This window comes from Clostridia bacterium (genome assembly GCA_017410375.1).
In the GTDB taxonomy this organism is placed as follows: Bacteria; Bacillota; Clostridia; order RGIG6154; family RGIG6154; genus RGIG6154.
In genome coordinates this window covers 98621-117041 of record JAFQQW010000066.1, presented here as the reverse complement: position 1 = coordinate 117041, position 18421 = coordinate 98621, and the positions used below count along the sequence as shown (strand labels likewise).

Sequence of the window (18421 nt, the reverse complement as noted above, 5' to 3'; positions counted from 1 at the left end):
GATAGCTTTTGTTCTTTTGTCCAAATTCGTTTTGTTTGTCCTTTTTTCAACATAAACACCTCCACAATTATTTTAACACAAAAACAAAAAAGTAGATACATGGTGGTTTTCCATGTGTCTACTTTTATTTTACTACTTCAATAGTCGCGTGGTTCAAAAGAGGTTAACCGATGAAAGAGAAATAAATAAAAATTTAGAAGAACGCGGTGCGAGTTGAAAGATTGAAGCATAGTACAAACAAAATATGTCGGAAGCCTTCCCCTTGAGGGGAAGGGGGACCGCGTTAGCGGTGGATGAGGTGGAAATCGTAGGGAATGACCTATGTGTCATTCCGCGGAACGCCACGCAGGGCGTTCCCTACAACGCCTCATCAGTCTCGCTTTGCTCGACTGCTGTCTCGTCTGCCGACTCGGTCGGCGATAATCGATTGCCACTGGCAATCATCGCCCCTCAAGGGGAAGCCTGCGAAGAAACAACCCATTTATGGGGAGCAAGTAATAGTTGCATGGCTGGCAGGCCAATAAAAAACGCACTTGTGCGTTGCCAGTAAAGGGTAGGGCTATGCCCGAAAATGAAATACCACCGGCTATGCCGGTGGATTTTTATTTTGCTTTTCGAGTTCGGTATTGTTGAGGGGTTTCGTTGTATTTGGATTTAAATTCGTGTAAATAAGTGGATAGGGTTTTGAAACCACAATGTGAGCTTACCTCGCTGACAGATAAATAGGTAGAACGTAGCAGTTTACGGCTGTAGTGTAAGCGCAGATCATTTAAATAGCGTACCATTTTTTTACCCGTTTCTTTATGAAACAGAGAGCATAAGTAATTCTTGTTCAATCCCACGTAATCGGCAACTTCATCCAATGTAATTTCTTTTCTGAAATTCAATTCCAGATATGCAATTGCCAAAGAAATATGTGTTTTTTCAGTGTTGACGTTTTCATCGGATAGCTTTGTGTGTTGCAGCAAAAAGTAAACAACTGCATTTAATAAATTCTGTGCACATTTTTTTCGAATTTCTGTTTCTACGGTGAGCTCCTGATATATCATATCAAAAATGGTTTTCATCCATTGGTATTCGGAGGATTCTAAATGAAAAAACAAATTTCCGCTTTTGTTGGAAAGAATTTTTTCGGACAATTCGTATTCCAAAGCATTTTGCTCAAAGTTTAAGGTATATAGGGTGAGCGGATTTTCTTTGTTATATAAATCATGGAAATCGGTAGTGCTTAAAATATAGATGTCTCCCGGGGTCAGGTTATATTCGACGCCGTTAATTTTTCCTTTGCCCAATCCGCCTATAATAAACTCTATTTCAAAATGCTCATGCCAGTGCATAGCAAAGTCTTCGTCAAGGGTTGTTTTTTCAATGTTAATCAGTCTGTTTTCGTTTAAATTATGTATATCGTTTGGTGAAAACCACAGTTCTTTGTTTTTACCTGACATAAACAGCCGTCCTTTCTTTCATGATTCGTTAGTTATATTATATCATAAATTTTTAATTTTGCCAACAAAAACATATGTTTTTGTGCGGTAGACTCTTATTTTTGCGTAGCTATTTCCATGCCGCCTTTGAATTTGAACAGGACGCTTTCGTCGTCGTTTACGGTTACGCGTTCTATAAGAGTGTGCCAGAGGTCATCATCAAATTCAGTGAAGGGCGTTTGTTGTTTTTGTAGTGTGCGAATGAAAGAGTTTACTGCTGAAGTTTGGTCAGCTTTTCTTTGACGTTCCGTTTCGAGGGCAACCAATTGACTTTTGAGGGTTTCGTATTTTTCCATAAGTTGTTGGCGATCGTTACGGGTTTGAGACCGGCGTGTATTTTCGTTTATGCTTTTCCGGATAAGAATTTCAGTTGTTTCGAGTTCTTCTGTGAGGCGTTTTTGTTCTGTGTCCAGTTCTGTGCAGTCTGAAAGGGTTTGTTGCATCAGACGACAATCTTCTAATATGCTTTCTTTAAATGTTGTTATCTTGCCGAGGGCGTGCAGAAACAGTTCTTTGAGCTCCTCTTCGTAAAAATGGGGCGTGGTACACTTGCAAGTGCCATTGAATTTGTTGTTGCATTGCCAAACGATTCTTTTGTACTTACTGTTGGAGTGCCACACTTTTGAGCCGTAAGGACTGCCGCAATCACCGCAGAAAATGCTGGATGAAAAAATGCTTGAAGAGGAGAAGCGGTGCCCCGTTTCTTTTCGCCGTTTGATTTCGGCTTGTACCATGTCCCACTCTTGAGGAGGTATGATTGCGGGATGGCTGTTTTCCACATAATACTGGGGCACTTCGCCCTCGTTTATTTTGGTTTTCTTTTGCAGAAAATCCACCGTAAAAGATTTCTGGAGTCGGGCATCACCGCGATATTTTTCATTTTGTAGTATGCTTTTCACAGTTGAACTTTGCCATTTTGTCTTGCCACCGGGCGTTGGGATTTCTTCTTCGGTAAGCTTGCGGGCAATGGAGCTCGGCGCGTTTCCTTGCATGAACATACGATAAATCCGCCTTACCAGCTCCGCTTGGTCGGGTACAATCTCGGGAAGACCGTTTTCGCCCTTTTTATAGCCGAGAAATTGTTTGTATGGCAGGCTGACTTTGCCGTCTGCAAATCGTTTCCGCTGACCCCAGGTCACGTTCTCGGAAATGGAGCGGCTTTCCTCCTGGGCAAGGGAAGACATGATGGTAATCAAAAGCTCGCCTTTGCTGTCAAGGGTGTAAATGTTCTCTTTTTCAAAGTATACTTCCACGCCCTTTTCCTTCAGTTTTCTCACGGTGGTTAAACTATCTACAGTGTTACGGGCAAATCGGCTTACCGATTTTGTAACAATAAGGTCTATTTCTCCCGAAAGTGCATCTTCTATCATGGTGTTGAAACCTTCTCGTTTTTTTGTGTTGGTGGCAGATATTCCTTCGTCCGTATACACTTTCACAAATTTCCAATCCCGGTTTGAAAGAATGTAGTTGGTGTAATAATGCACCTGCGCTTCATAGCTTGTGAGCTGTTCTTCGCTGTCGGTGGAAACTCTTGCATATGCTGCAACTCTTCGCTTGTACGGAGCCTCCGTTTTAGGCGTTCTTGCATGTATGTTCCTGGTTGCAGGGATAACGGTAATGTTCTTATTCATGTTCTTGGCTCCTTTCTTCTGCGTTGCCTGTCCATAATTTAACGGATTCTTCTCCGTTTTTGAAGATGAATATCAACTTGTTATTGTTTTCAACGTGTATAGCCGTTATTTTATTGTGAAGGGCATTTAAAGTCCCTACTGCTTTCAATGTTATGTCGTTTAAGATTCTTTCGGGTATCTGCTTTGATGCACAATGCTTTTTGCCGTAGGTGTTGTAGGTGGTGCAAATCCATACAGGACCGGTTGGCCGTATCTTTCTGCGATAACGCTTTCCGCAGTTGGCACATACCATAAGTCCTGTATATGGGTATGTTTTGTTGACAGAATCTTTCGAACTGTATTTTTCGGCACGACGTTTAATTTCTTGTTGCACAGCGTTAAATTGCTCAAGAGAAATGATTGGTTCGTGATTGTTTGCTATATGGTATTTCGGTAGCTCCCCGTTGTTTGTTAGGATGCGTTTGGTAAGATGGTTTTCGCGGTATGTCTTTTGTAATATCAGATTGCCGGTGTATGTGTAGTTTCGAAGAATAATGGATACGCCTTTATCACTCCATGCGTTGCCGTATCTTGTAACATACCCCTTTTCGTTCAGCATTTTCATAATGGCGGTAATGCCCAGACCCGAAAGATAGTTCTCGAAAATGAGCTTTACAACTTTGGCTTCTTCGGGGACGACCGTAAACACACCTTTGCGGTATCGGTAGCCGAATATGTTTTCACTCCAGGGTATGCCGTTTTCAAAATTGTGCTTGATGCGCCACTTCTGATTTTCACTTGCGGATAAGCTTTCTTCCTGGGCATAAGAGGCGAGGATGGTGAGCATCAGTTCACCGTCGGCGCTTGCGGAGTGAATGTTTTGTTCTTCAAAGTATACATCCACTCCAATGCTTTTAAGCTCTCTTATCGTTTCAAGCAATGTAAGCGTGTTGCGAGCAAAACGGGAAATGGATTTTGTAATTATCATATCAATCTTTCCCGCTCTGCAGTCATTAAGCAACCGAACAAAATTCTCTCGGTCGGCTTTAGTGCCGGTCGTAGCCTCGTCTGCATACATTCCGCAAAATTCCCAGCCGGGATGTTCTTGAATCAGGTCTTTGTAAAAGCTGACTTGAGCGGACAAAGAATGCAGCATAGTTTCTTTGCCGGAAGATACTCTTGCATACGCCGCAACTTTTGTCAGCTTTGGTATATGCAAGGTTTGAAATTTAACTTGTCTGATTTTTCGTTCCATGTCGGTTCTCCTTTGTATCATAGTTTGGGTACTACATATATCACTCTGAACCGAACAAATAGCAAGTCTTTTCAGGCAAAAATACTGCACAAAGATATGCCGTGTTTTTGTGCGAATGTATTGCGGCACTTGTTGTAGTCGGTTTCGGTGATGATGTTGTTTTTCAGCATAGTTTTTAAAAGTGACAGGCTTAAACGGTATGAAAAAAGCCCGCTCTTATAATCAAGCGGACTTTCTGCGGATTCGGTTGTAGCACTCGCGGTTACAGTATTTACGGTTCTTGTTGCCATAACTTACAAACTCCTTTCCACAGCATTTACAAACCAGAGTGTAATAGGCTTGCTTTTTGACAAGCTCCTGGTGACTGTTCCAATACGCCATGCGACATCTGTCTGAACAGTACTTCTTTTCTTTGCGGTTCGGTCTTTGCTCAATGGGCTTACCGCATTGCTGACAGACTAAACTGCTTTTCTCTGCCGGATGCCTGCGTAAATGTGATTTAACGGTATCGGGAGAGATGCCGAGTATATCAGCTATCTTTTTATAGCCAAGACCGTTTAACGCTAAATTTTTGATTTGGTTCTGCATTGCTAATTTCATAACATTTCCTTTCTGCCCCGGGGCGGTCAAATCTCTACGGGTATTGCCTTGAACAACGGGCGGCTCCCTTTATGCAAAAAAATTAAAAATCAAAGGGGGTATTAACCCGGGAGTGTTTTTGTTTCTCGTTTTACATTACCCCAATCATAAGCATCTCCTCCTTTCGGGCATATAAAAAGCCTCCACAGTTTTACCTGCGAAGGCTTAAGTTTTGTTTGACTGTATCATAGCACGAAGAACAAACTGTAATCAAGTGGATTTTACTGTAAATTTATCGGCACTAAAGTTTGGTTTTCGCCACCTAAACAGAATTCCGCCGGGTCCATTGTTCGTGTGGGGGAAAGGCCAGGCTATCAGCCTTTCCCCTACACACATGAACAGCCCAAATAAATATCTATATTTATATGCAGTTTTCCGTTCTGAATTTGAAACGTAAACAGCATCAGTTTTCCGTTTTCCGATTATTCAGAATGAAACCATTGTAATTATACCATAGTTTTATGGTATCATTCTATGGTTTTAGGTATCCAAATCATAGGACACATAGGACAGCAGAAATTCTATTTTCACATATATGTATTAAAAAATATTACTTTTGCTGAAAATTTTTCAATTTAATTTTCGCTATAATGTACTTTCTCGTGTCCTATGTGTCCTAAGCCTTTATTTAAGCTACTCTTATAGGACACATGCAAGCAATTTATGGTGTTAAAGTTGTTTTGCTTCGACTCCGATTATAATGATATCACAAGTCAACCCCTCATTCTACACCATTTTACTCCACTTTTTCAGAATTTCCAACCGCAGGAAATCCGATTCCTTCGAAATTGAAGTTCCCTTTGCGTATTTGGTCCATATCCGCTTCTAATGCTTGGGTGTAGTCCGCATGCTTCCGTTCTTTGGCGATGCAGCCCATACAAAGGCAATTTTGGTTGAACATAGACATCATTCGACCTTTTTCCAATGAACCACCGCAACGGTCACAGTTCTGTTTTGTAAAAAATTTGTCGTTCATATTCGCACCGTCTTTCTCATTCGTGTGGTCACATATTACCTCTGAATGTCAAAGAAAGCAAGTCTTTTATGCCTATTCCCCTGAAAACTTTTGCGAATTTTTGCGTGAAGGGGGGCGCCCGTTGACCGAGAAAAAAGGCCCAAAGATTTTACCGCCCCCAGGGTGAATCTTTTTTATATATTGTTTCACTTCGCTTTTTCTTATAGCAAAAGTCCCCCGAAGCACATTTACTCCGAAGGCTTAAGATTATATTTCTCTATTATGTAGTTTAACAAATATTGAGAGTCCATTCAAGTCCATTTAAGTCCATTTAAGTCCAAAACAGTCCACTCGTTTTACATTATCATTGTAACACAGATGCACTGGACAAAACGGACATCTTTTGATACCGGCCACAACTTTCAATTCCTCAGGATATTATCATATAACAGATTGCCGTGACATTTGTGACAATGTTGGACAAATCACACCATATTTCCGATTGCTGTTTCTTAACGCAAAAAAACTCTTACGTGCGCGTATATGTGTTTGCGTTGCTTTATTTCTATTATTTCTTATATTTTTATTATATATAAAGAAAATGAGAAACATAAGAAACAACAAAGCGGAAAGGCTTACCACAAGAGAGGCTTCAGAGTTGCCTAATTTGTTGACTATGCTCAAAAACGGAAATGCCGGAAACACCCCAAGATGTTTCCGGCGTTTTCAATGAGAACAAAAATCAACACTATTTTATCCGGTTGTGAGATGAGAGAAGCATCTTTGTTCAGCAAAAATAAAAAATTCAGAAGTGAAAAAATTCAATTAACATTTCATTGCTTTTATTTTAGTTTTCATACGGGCATACTGCAAGCATAAGCACCGCCTCCTTTGGAGCATACAAAAAGACTCCGCAGTGTTGACCACGAAGGCTTGGGTTTGGTTTGTGTCAAATTGTAGCACTAACCTCCCTTTTATCACGCGGATACGCAACTGTATTCGAGCTTCATGGAAAATTTTTTCAGTCCGGCGTTCGTAGTGGGGAAAGGCATGGCTTTTAGCCTTTCCCACACACGTGTACGCTTGGAACGTAAGTGACTATATACAATAGGTGTTCCGTTCCAAATCCAACGGAAAACCAATATATAGATTTCCGTTTCTCGGGATACGTGCATATCCAAAAGAGGTTTGTGCTACAATTTGACACAAACCAAAATAGGCTGCAATTGCCGTATTTAGCGGCGTAATGAAAAGTCGGACATGCTCAAAATTTCTAATTTTTTTGGTGTGTCGACGTGGTGAAACTGAATTTACAATTAGGCAGGCTATAAAAACAAAAGAAAACATTGACTTACGTCGTAATTTGGAGTATAATATTACGAGAGTAGTTACGAAGAGGTGATTGTATGAATTGTATGGCAGAGCTTATTAATATAGCAAAAAATAATGGTGGAATTATAGAAACCAAAATCGCTGCAGAACATGGTGTGTCCAAGGCGGTGCTTTGTAAAATGTGTAAAGAAAACAAAATTCAAAGAATTGCAAGGGGTCAATATATTCTTCCTGATGATATGCAGGACGAACTTTTATCCATCAGCAAGCGTTCCGGAAAAATTATTTTTTCACATGAGACGGCTTTATTTTTACATGGGATTTCAGATCGAACCCCCTTTGAGCATACAGTTACTGCTCCATCCGGATGTATTCCGTCCGAATCAATTAAGTCGGAATGCAAAGTATATTATATAAAAAAAGAACTGTTTTCATTAGGGAAAACAGTAGTAAAAACGGTGGCGGGAAACGGTGTGCCGGCATATGATATGGAACGTACCATATGCGATATAATCCGTAGCCGTAATAAAGTGGGAACAGAAACATTTTTATCAGCGCTCAAAATGTATATATCTAATCCCGAAAAAGATTTGAACAAACTAAATGAGTATGCAAAAAAATTAAGAGTGGAAAAACTTGTTCGTCAATATCTGGAGGTGTTGTTGTGAGTAATGCAATGAGCTTAAAAGCTAAAATAAGGAACATAGCAAAACAAAAAAATATTCCTGCCCAGGTAATATTGCAAAACTATATGTTTGAACGTTTGTTAGTACGACTTTCGATGTCTGAATACAAAGATAAGTTTGTGATGAAAGGCGGAATGCTTGTTGCTGCAATTGTAGGGCTTGATAACCGCGCAACAATGGATTTGGACACTACCCTCAAAAATTTACCTCTTACGACGGAGTCAATTCGTTCTGCATTAGAAAGTGTTTGTGAAATTTCTTGTGATGATGGCATCTGTTTCGAGGTTGGTAAAATTTCGCCTATTCGAGAAGATGATATATATGGTGGTTATCGGGTAATGCTGGATGCAAAATTTGAGACTCTCGTGATATCTCTTAGTGTTGATGTGTCTACAGGTGATGTGATTACGCCTCGTGCAATCCCATATAGATTTACGGAAATTTTTAATGATGATATGTATTATGAATTATGGGCGTATAACATTGAAACTGTTATGGCTGAAAAAGTTGAAACCATTCTCAGAAGAGGGGTATTTAATACCAGACCCAGAGATTTTTATGATGTTTACATACTTACCACTGCTCAAAAATATGATAAAGTTTTATTTAAAGAAGCGCTGAAAGCTACTGCCGCACATCGAGGTACTGCTAATCAAATCACGAATGTATCTGATATATTGAAAAACATTGAAGAAAGCGATGAACTGAGAGCTATGTGGGGCAAGTACCGAAAACAGTTTGCGTATGCCGCAGAAATAGAGTATGTTCAGATTATGGATATCTTGAAAATCCTAGTTTTATAAAAGTTCATAGAGCGGTTTTCGTCTATTTTGCGGAAAAATGTTGTTAAAATAAGCGAGAGATTTATGAGCGGAACGCTCTAAAGTGGTACAAACGGGAAAATTTAAGGAAATAAAAATTAAGGACGTATAAAAGTAGTGGGGGGGGGGAAAGTTTCATGGATGTCAAAAAGGAAATATGTGAGTTCGTTTCTTCAAATGAATCTGCAGGAGCCCTTTTGCTTACGGGACAGTGGGGTTGTGGAAAAACTTATTTGATTAGGGAAATTGCTCGCGAATTAAATAATGGTGAAAAATACATTGTTGTTACAATCTCTCTTTTTGGTATAGAAACTGTAGAACAGCTTCATAAAAAAGTGAAAGAAAACGTTTTTTGCGCACAAATCTTACGCAAAAATGCAAGTGGTACTGCAAAAGTAATAGGTCCTATCAAAGAGCGCATTAAATCCATTGCATACGCTTTGAGCGAGTATTCGAATTTTGCGAAGGGAATAAACACTGCGTTATCTATTAACTTATATGATTTCGTTGTGCCTTCTTCTGAAATACAATGTTATTGTGAAAAAACAATTATCAGCAAGAAATTGGTATTAGTTTTTGATGATTTCGAAAGATGCAACGTTGATAGCACAAAATTATTAGGGGCTATAAATGAATATTCTGAAAATGCAGGCATCAAAACAATAATTGTTGCAGACGAAAAGCATATATTTGGCAGCAAGTATAATGATTTCAAGGAAAAAGTTATATCACGCACCGTGCATTTAGTTTCTGATTACAAAAATATAATCACGGAGATTGTGAAAAACTATAAAGAAACGACCGCTGGATATGTCGAATTTTTGCAGAAAAATTTAGACGTTTTAATACAAATTTTTAGTGAAAGCAAACATGAGAATATTAGAACATTCAAAACATATATTATTGCTTTTGAACGGATATATGGTACTTGGAAAAGGAGTTCTATTCCAACTGAAAAAATGGCTCAAATTTTATATTCGTTCGGGGCCATACATTTCGAGACAGCAGCAAATAATTATGTGAAGCACGAAAAATATGGGTATATGTTTGCAGAAACAAATGCAAAAGAAAAGTACAGCAAACTACTGCTATCGTATCAACTAAGGCCGCTTCAAAAATGGAGTGTTGAAGGGATATGGGACGAAGAGGAACTTATTAATTCGTTGCGAGTACATTTTGAGCCTAAAGCAGTTACTTATTATGAGATTTTTCTTAATTGGGATTTTTGGAATTTGGATGATGAGATTATATCCAAAGGTTTGCCAGACGCACTTGAGCTCGGATATACCGGTGGGCTTTGCTGTCAGGAAATTATAAGTTTGCTTAGTCGAGTGCAGGCGTTAAATGAATATAAAATCCCTTTACCGTGTGATGTGGATTATCAAAAATTGCTTTCGGGGTTTAGAACAAGAGAAGCTGAAATTAAGGCTGGGAGGTTAACAGAGCCCAAGAATTCATCGTTTATGACTCCCGAACATGTATCTAAATTGTGTGAGCATGCCCAAGTGTTATACAAAGAAATTGAAAGAATGCGAGACAGAAAGGCAGCATGGGAATATCGGCGTAAGTTTATAGAATACTTAAAATCGCCTGATTTGGTCGACAATTCAAACCTTCGTAGTCAAAGTGTAGTTTCATTTGATGACGAGTTGTTAGAATGCTTTGTTTCCGCGTATAGAAGGGTTGAAAATAGTGAGAAGCGAGAGTTGTATCATACTTTAAACGGTCTTGTATTTGATTATAAATACGTGTCAAGTCATGACGATATAGCAGAAACAGTGAAAAACCTTGATAAACTTGTTAAGATACTTTTAGAAATGCTAAGCAAAGAAAAGGATTCGTTTACAATATACATTATTGAAGAAACAACGACATACATAAAAGAAATGAATGCAAAGATAGCGGAAGAAAATAGTGTTGCTAACATCGGCTGACGAAAGTCTGTCGCTTTAGTGTTTAACGATCGGTTATGCCGGTCGTTTTTTATACACAAAAGCAGAAAGTACATTGTTATTTAAGTTGAAATTATAATATGAAGTTATGAGATGTGGTATCAATGAATGAATTTGTGGTTGAACTCTTCATAGCGAGCGATGATGAGCAGGATATAAACGATTTCTAGTCTAAATGAAGATGAAATGGAGAAATGGAAAGAAAATATAGAAAAACGAGCATTGAGTGAGTATTATAAACAAAAAAATTAATCTCCAAAGGAGGGTTTACTAAGATTAGTTCTTACATTAAATTTAACAAATTAAAATCAAATAACTTCTATAAAGTACTTGACAATTTTATATCGTAGTGCTATAATATCTATACTGAAACAAAATGTTTCAGTATGGAGGAGATTTCATGCGTATTAAAGATGATTTTAAGAAAAAGATAATAGTTGATTATATTGATTCTTATTTTGATAACTATAGGGAATCCCCATCACTGAGACAGATAGCAGAAGAAACCGGTATTTCTCTTTCTACTGTGCACAGATATTTGCAGTCCTTAAACGATGATGGAGTGCTTGCATATAAGGGACGGCGTCAAATTCAGACATATCGTATGGATAAAGAGCATTCATCTTATTCAATGCCGGTTTTGGGGTATGTCGCATGTGGAGAAGGACAAGAGGAAAGCGAAGAAATTATTGAATATATTAGATTGCCTGAATCATTAATCGGCAAAGGAGAATTTTTTGTTCTTATTTCCAAAGGTGAATCTATGATAGATGCAGGGATACATCCAGGGGACTATGTTGTTATCAACAGAAGTCAAAAACCTAATATTGGTGATATTGTCGTGGCATTGTATGAAGGAAAGAATAATCTTAAGGTTTTAAAGAAAACTGATGATGGCAAAAAATATTTCTTGGAGTCATGTAATTCCAACAAAATAGAGTATCCCGACATTTATGTGCAAGACCTTAAAATACAAGGCGTTGCTATTAGTGTAATTCATAGTCTTAAGAAAGTGTTATAATGCATGAGTAAAGAAAAAATATACAAATTACCAGGGTTTAAATGTCCTAATCCTTTATGTGGAGCAAAAAATATTGCGTTTGCTGCAAATAAAAATATATTTAATCATTCGAAGATTATGTTGCTTAAGGATGCTAAAGATAACATGTGCGCAGACTATATTGTGATTTGTCCTAAATGTAAGTCGCATTTAATAATTTGGAATCAAAGCATGGTTAATATTCCGATGATTGTTCAAACCTAAATACTATTAGTGATACATCCACCCATCTGTGAATATGGGAATTATGGATAGGCATCAAGTTGGAGATTGAGTACACGAGTAGCTCAGTCGGCGACTTGATGTTTTTTTATATTATCGCAATTTATGACAAAAATAACACTCTCAATATTGTATAATAAGATTATTTATTTTAAGAAAGGATGATAATATGAAAGAAGAATATATTGTTCGAGCAGATTTTTATCCGAATGGACAAATTGTCCCCTTAGGTATTACAGGAGTGGGTGGAGAGACAATATATATTCATAAATATATTGAAAACAAACAAACAAGTTCTAAACAATCAGAATTTATATGCTTTACTGAAAAAGGCGAATATAAATTGACATTAAATAATAAAAAATGGACTGTAAAAGTAAATGATATTTAAATATCTGCAATTTTTGTTGTAAAATCTTCTATTTTGATGTATAATGTCGATATAGGAGGGATGCTTATGAGTCTATCTGTTATTCATTTTTCTGATATACATATAAACAACGACAGAGATTCTATTTTCAACAAGGTTGGAAAACTTAAAGCAGCGTGTGTTAGTTCGCTTCCATCAAATGGGAGTGTAATTATTGCGATTTCAGGAGATATTGCATATTCTGGCAAAAAAGAACAATATGATCTTGCAAAAAATATGTTAACGGAAATCGCCGAATACATTAAACAAGAAAAGAATTCAGATGTTAATATATTATTTGTGCCTGGTAACCATGATTGTGATTTTGAAAGCACGTCATCAGAAGTACGCAATGCACTTATACAATCTGCAAAGCAATCGAATATAGATCGTGAATATTATAATGTGGTAAACAGTGTGCAACAAGAGTATAACAACCTCGCAACATATTATGACATTGATAGTTCGCAATGTCTTCCAACTAAAGAAGTGTCAGTTGGCAACAATAAGGTGCTTTTTCTTTTGATGAACACATCATGGATGTCAGTTCTTAAGGAAAATCCAGGTAAAATAATAATGCCAACTAGCCTTTTCCCAACTGTAAAACTGGATGAATATAAGGTTGTTTTTTGTATGTATCACCATCCGGATGGCTGGTTGAACCCAGACTACAAAAGAGGATTTGTTGATTATGTTCGTACAAATGCGGATATGATTTTAGTAGGACACGAGCACGAAAGGGATAGTTATAAAATAGAAGGAACCTCTTTTTCTGTTTTTTGCAACCACGGCAAGGAATTACAAGACAGTTATAGCGAAAACAGCGGTTTTACAGTACTTAATTTTGATTCGTCTTTTCAAAACTATAATTTGATTGATTTTATATGGTCAAATGAAGCATATAAAAGAGGCGAACAAAGAAGTAATCAATATCATAAAAATATTTCGGCCGCTCGAAATACATATCATCCAAATGAAAAAACATTGTCAGAAGCAAATGATATCGGTATTACTATAAATCATTTTGCAAAAGATGATGTAACGTTGACCGATTTATTTGTTTGGCCTGATTTGGTTAAAAGTGATTACCATAATGAAAAGAGAGGAAATAAAACAATCCGAACCAATATTGCTGAAGAATTGTCAGATAATGCGTTGAATATTTTGGTAGGGGCTTCTACAGGTGGAAAGACTGCTTTGGCAAAACGTCTGTTTTTGATAGAGGAAGCAAAGGATTCTTGTTGTGTATTTCTTAATGGAAAATCATTTACTTCTTCTGATATAAGTAAAATAAGAGAAACGATCGAAAATACTTTTGTATCTCAATACCATGCCGATTGTTTAGAGGATTTCAACCAATTACCAAAAAACAAAAGAATAGCAATTGTTGATGACTTTGATTTGATAAAATATAACAAGGATAGACGGGCAAAAGTTTTGGATTTCTTGTGCGGCTTTTTTGGTCGTGTTACAATTTTTCTTTCGTCTTCTATGGAGTTACCAACAATATTGACGTCAGAATATATTGCTTCGTTAGACCAATTAATCTATTATGATATATTGCCGTTAGGAAATACTAAACGAAAAGAACTGATTTCAAAATGGTATCATTTGGACGAAAACGATTTGACTGAAGAAGAAATTTCGAGTCGAATAGAAATAGCTAGAAATCAAATAGATACGTTTTTAGGTAACGGTGCTGCATTTATACCTGCATTGCCTGTTTTTATTATTGGTACCTTGCAAAATAGTGATGCATTTAAACAAACCTTTAGTGGTAGCAAATATGGCTTTTTATACGAATCGCTTATTGGTAGTTGTTTATCAAAGGTGTCTGATAGCTATTCAAAAGCAGGAGAATACAATATTGACCAAAGTGTATTATCAAGATTGAGTTTTGAAATGCTAAAAAACGGTAAAACTAGCTTTTCTGAAGAACAGTTAACCGATGCTATATCAGAAATAGGCGAAACTTACTTTTTAAAATTATCTGCAACCGATTTTTTGGCTAAGATGATAGAGGCAAATATTATTCGCTTGAGTTATGGAGAAGGCTCTGTTTATCGATTTAAGTATCCGTATATTTTTTATTATTTTGCAGGAAGATATATAGCATACAACCTAAAGGATCCTGATGTTATCAGCATAGTTGAAAAAATGAGTTCGGCTCTATATAACGAAACATATGGTAACATTATCATATTTGTATGCCATTTTGCTGGTAGTAATGAAATTATAGACACCGTCCTACTGAATGCTTATGCTACTTTTGAAAACTATGAAGCCTTTGATTTCCAAAAATCCAATCCTATTTTTGATGAAATTAAAGAAGCTGTTAATGCACTTATTCCAAAGACTGTAGCTAGCGACTCTAATGTAGAAGCTAACAAAGAAAAAGAATTGTTAAGGTTAGACGAAATAGGAATAAATGATGGAACGGCAACCGAAGGCGAGTCAGTCATTGATACTGAGATTTCAGAGAAAGAAAAAGAGATGGCTTCTGTGACCTCTGCCTTAAAAACGATTGAGGTTTTAGGTCAAATACTTCAAAATTATCCTGTAGCGATAAGAGGGAAAGAAAAGTTAGAAATAATAACTGAAATGCACAAACTTGGTATGCGTTCGATTCAGGCTATTATTAATACTATGGGTTATGTTGAAAAAGACTTAATAGAGTATGTTATGGAGCGGGCATTAAAGGATAAAAAGAAATTCCGTCGTGAAGATGTAGAAAAGGCAACCCGTAGATTTATTAATATGCTTGTTTCTGGTATGGCGAGAGGTATGGTTCATCAAGTTGCTATTTCCCTTAATAGTGAACATTTACTACCTGCAGCACAAAAAACATTTACGGAGGATGATTCGATTTCATCAAAATTGATTTTAGCAGACTTGAAAATGAATTGTTTAAATAAGTTTTCATATGATGAAATTCAGAGTTTAAAGAAAACGTTTGAAAGTTCTAATGAAATGTTTGCTTCGCGTATATTAGATTCCATAATCGGTCATTACCTAAACTATAATAAATGTGACCATGGTTTAAGAACGAAATTTTGTAACCTTTGTGGATTTTCCAAGCAAGAAACAATTTTGGCCCAACACAAAAATTTGCTAAATTAATGTAAAGTTGTGTTTGCACAGGTTAAAAACAACGCAACAACTTTTTGTCAAATTTGAAGACTAAGATAAATTAAAACTAAAATGTAAAGAGTAAATGCAAACAGCGGCTGACGAGAGTCAGTCGCTTTTGTATTTGACGACCGGTTATGCCGGTCATTTTTTATTTTCAAAAGCAGTATCATCCAAGAAATAAATAACCTACAGAATTTGTTGAACGAGTGCAAGCGCGAAGAACTTGCAGAAGAAACAAACGAATTAGATAAAAAAGTAATATGCAGATTGATGGATATCTTAAAAGATGAAAAAGTAAATAATGTTGAAAAAACAGAGTAATTGCACCTATCGTTAATTCGGGGTGCATTGTATTATTTAATAAGTTATTTGCCACCAAAACAGAACGATTTAGATGACATTCTAAGTCGTTCTGTTTTTTATTACTTTTATAACTTTCTCAAATAAGTTTTATTTGTAGTAAGCATCCTGTATCTTTTTATTTTTTATTGTTCGCATTAGCAATAGTGCCATTAGGTTTTAACCTAATGTTCCAAAGGTTTCAACCTTTTATACAGTATGCTTTTTTAGTAGGGGTTTATAATTTTAAAGTGACGGAGGACAAAAAAATACCGCACAAGTCGTTTTGTGCGGTCAATAGTTAATTAATTTCTACATCATCAACAGAGTTTTCAAGTATTATATTTATCAATTCATTTCTTGAGCGATTACTTTTAGTTGCTAAATCATCTATTTTCTGTAATGTGCCTTCTTTAATGCGAACAGAAATTATTTTATAACCATCTTCACCTTTTTTATTTATCTTAATAACACTTTTTGCCATAATGTATTCACTCCTTGATACAATTATAATGTTTATAAATATCAAAATATATATTACAAAGATATTCAAAATGTATTCACAAGGATTGACTTTTATATGTATTTCTGTTATAATATCTATATACATATTTTGGAGGGAATAAAAATGAATGAAAAATTAAAAGCCTTTTTTGAAGCAAAAAAAGAGGAAGAATTAAAAAAGCAAGAAGAACTAAACAAAAAACAGGAAGAAGCAAAGAAAAAAACTTTAATTGACTTGGGCTTGTTTGAAAAAGTATATTCACCTGATAATAAACAAAGTGATGAGTTTTCCTGTTATGAATGGGATAGCCAAACTCAAACTAGCAAGTATTATAAAAAAGTGCCAATAGATGTATCTGATGAAGAATATGAAGAAGTTAAAAAATATTCCAAACAAACAGAAGATGTAATTCTTAATCATTTTAACAAAGACAATCCTATTGCAACAGCATTAACTGTTATAGCGTGGATTGTATTTATTGGTGGATTTATTGCTGGTATTGTATTGGGAACAGTAGAGGTAGAAAGAGGATATTATTATACATATACTGATACAGAGTTTTCCTTTGCTATCGCTTTTGTCTATTGGTGTGCTTCTTTGATAAGTGGAACAATGTTTCTTGGTTTTGCAGAAATAATCAAACTTTTGAATGAAATAAGAAACAAATAAAAACTACATAAAGCACCGCCTACAATGTAAGCGGTGCTTTTACCATTTTGTTTCTCTATAAAACAACGGCATCTAAATCATTCGGCTCTTTCAAAAAAGAACCGATAGTTGATTCAATCTCAACTATCGGTTCGTTATTTTTTTGCCTAAAAGTCCTTTAGATAAAGGGCTTTTTCTTTTTGGGGTGACCTTCCTAAGTAAAACGTGCATAAAAAAATTAGAATTTGTTCAGAAATATTTGTTTTTCTCTTTTCTTCCGTTATTTTGTACCCCCATTGTTAAATTTTTTGAAACTGGGTTCAAAATTCGGTTGTTTCCAATATTATTATATTTATGCAATATGTTTTCATTGACACAAGAGATATAAAGCAATATAATTATATTATAGAGATTGCATAAGCGGCAGAAACACGAATGGAGGTTTATATGGGAACAGGAATGCTTTTAATTGCCTGCGTGCTTGCGGTACAGCAGTTGGAGGCAATGCTCATAAAACGATATGGAGAAAAACATGGCGAAGGCGGCATGGTATTTAACGGGATTATTTGCCTGTTTGCGATGGTGTACTTTTTCATAACGGATCAGGGGGGATTGCATTTTCCCGGTAAAATATGGGGCTACGGTCTTTTAAATTCCCTGATGTATGCCGTAGGCTTTTACAGTACCTATGTGGCAATAAAATCCGGCTCTTTTGCGTTGACAAGGCTTTTTATTTCCTTTTCGGTTATGATTCCCACTTTTTACGGTATTTTAATTTTAAACGAGTCGGCTTCGACGATGACGTATGTTGCATTGGGCATGATTTTAGTATCTCTGTTTTTGATGCATTACCAAAAAGGCGAGGGAAACGGGCAGAAGGTCACATCCAAATGGGTTTTGAATGTGGTGCTTGCAGTTCTTGCCAATGCAGCTCTTGTAATTATTGGCAGAGTGCAGTTTGGCGCGTTTGGCGATACATACAAAAATGAGTTTCTGATTCTTTCGTTAGGGGGTGCGGCGGTAGTCCTTTTTGCACTGGGCATTCTTATGGAAAGAAACAGCTTTAAAGCGACAATCCGTTACGGCTTGCTGTATGGGGCAGGTGCCGGCGTATTTAACGGAATCAACAATTTGCTGACCCTTGTGACATATAATTACTTGCCTCTTTCGGTTTCTTCTCCGATTAAATCGGGGCTGGGAATTGTATTCAGCTTTTCGCTTTCGCTGTTTCTGTATAAGGAAAAATTCAGCAAAACGCAGTTTTTGAGTGTAATGATCGGAATTTTAGCGGTGGTGCTGATGAATTTATAACAGTTGATTTCGGGTTTCAATATCATTATATTTTACCAATATGTTTTCATTGACAGAGATT

15 protein-coding genes are annotated in these 18421 nt (G+C 36.5%); 9 read left to right on the top strand and 6 right to left on the bottom strand.

What is annotated here, in order from left to right:
- Positions 1-602: 602 nt before the first annotated feature.
- From IJE10_11015 to IJE10_10995, 5 genes are all read right to left on the bottom strand, one after another.
- Positions 603-1445 carry a helix-turn-helix transcriptional regulator gene (locus IJE10_11015; protein ID MBQ2968634.1) on the bottom strand — a complete coding sequence of 281 codons (843 nt, stop codon included), beginning with the start codon at positions 1443-1445 and terminating at the stop codon, positions 603-605.
- A gap of 95 nt (positions 1446-1540) precedes the next feature.
- On the bottom strand, positions 1541-3115 hold the full coding sequence (locus IJE10_11010) for a recombinase family protein (GenBank protein ID MBQ2968633.1): 1575 nt from the start codon (positions 3113-3115) through the stop codon (positions 1541-1543).
- Positions 3108-4349 (bottom strand): recombinase family protein, encoded by a 1242-nt coding sequence (locus IJE10_11005; GenBank protein MBQ2968632.1) that lies wholly within the window; start codon positions 4347-4349, stop codon positions 3108-3110. Before IJE10_11005 ends, IJE10_11010 begins: the two co-directional genes overlap by 8 nt.
- A 222-nt stretch (positions 4350-4571) precedes the next feature.
- On the bottom strand, positions 4572-4949 hold the full coding sequence (locus tag IJE10_11000; protein ID MBQ2968631.1) for an RNA polymerase subunit sigma-70: 378 nt from the start codon (positions 4947-4949) through the stop codon (positions 4572-4574).
- Between the two features lie 775 nt (positions 4950-5724).
- The gene (locus IJE10_10995; GenBank protein MBQ2968630.1) at positions 5725-5964 is read right to left on the bottom strand and encodes a gamma-glutamylcyclotransferase; all 240 of its coding nucleotides are present in this window, start codon (positions 5962-5964) and stop codon (positions 5725-5727) included.
- 1385 nt (positions 5965-7349) lie between these two features.
- On the opposite strand from IJE10_10995, the gene IJE10_10990 reads away from it, so the two are divergent.
- The 7 genes from IJE10_10990 (at position 7350) to IJE10_10960 (ending at position 15545) form a co-directional block, all read left to right on the top strand.
- Positions 7350-7943, top strand: a complete 594-nt coding sequence (locus IJE10_10990) for a hypothetical protein (GenBank protein ID MBQ2968629.1) — start codon at positions 7350-7352, stop codon at positions 7941-7943.
- A gap of 8 nt (positions 7944-7951) precedes the next feature.
- A complete protein-coding gene (locus IJE10_10985; protein ID MBQ2968628.1) occupies positions 7952-8764 on the top strand; it encodes a nucleotidyl transferase AbiEii/AbiGii toxin family protein in 813 nt (270 codons plus the stop codon).
- A 155-nt stretch (positions 8765-8919) separates the two neighbouring features.
- Positions 8920-10716, top strand: coding sequence for a hypothetical protein (locus IJE10_10980; GenBank protein MBQ2968627.1), 1797 nt, complete (start codon positions 8920-8922; stop codon positions 10714-10716).
- A 418-nt stretch (positions 10717-11134) separates the two neighbouring features.
- A complete protein-coding gene (locus IJE10_10975) occupies positions 11135-11755 on the top strand; it encodes a helix-turn-helix domain-containing protein (GenBank protein ID MBQ2968626.1) in 621 nt (206 codons plus the stop codon).
- Between the two features lie 3 nt (positions 11756-11758).
- A complete protein-coding gene (locus IJE10_10970) occupies positions 11759-11998 on the top strand; it encodes a hypothetical protein (GenBank protein MBQ2968625.1) in 240 nt (79 codons plus the stop codon).
- Between the two features lie 187 nt (positions 11999-12185).
- On the top strand, positions 12186-12407 hold the full coding sequence (locus tag IJE10_10965; GenBank protein ID MBQ2968624.1) for a hypothetical protein: 222 nt from the start codon (positions 12186-12188) through the stop codon (positions 12405-12407).
- A gap of 66 nt (positions 12408-12473) precedes the next feature.
- Positions 12474-15545 carry a metallophosphoesterase gene (locus IJE10_10960; protein MBQ2968623.1) on the top strand — a complete coding sequence of 1024 codons (3072 nt, stop codon included), beginning with the start codon at positions 12474-12476 and terminating at the stop codon, positions 15543-15545.
- A gap of 652 nt (positions 15546-16197) precedes the next feature.
- Here IJE10_10960 and IJE10_10955 read toward each other — a convergent pair.
- Positions 16198-16380 carry a CopG family transcriptional regulator gene (locus IJE10_10955; protein ID MBQ2968622.1) on the bottom strand — a complete coding sequence of 61 codons (183 nt, stop codon included), beginning with the start codon at positions 16378-16380 and terminating at the stop codon, positions 16198-16200.
- Between the two features lie 144 nt (positions 16381-16524).
- On the opposite strand from IJE10_10955, the gene IJE10_10950 reads away from it, so the two are divergent.
- Both IJE10_10950 and IJE10_10945 read left to right on the top strand, forming a co-directional pair.
- A complete protein-coding gene (locus IJE10_10950) occupies positions 16525-17070 on the top strand; it encodes a hypothetical protein (protein MBQ2968621.1) in 546 nt (181 codons plus the stop codon).
- Positions 17071-17496: 426 nt separating this feature from the next.
- Positions 17497-18360 (top strand): hypothetical protein, encoded by an 864-nt coding sequence (locus tag IJE10_10945; GenBank protein MBQ2968620.1) that lies wholly within the window; start codon positions 17497-17499, stop codon positions 18358-18360.
- The last annotated feature ends 61 nt before the right edge of the window (positions 18361-18421 follow it).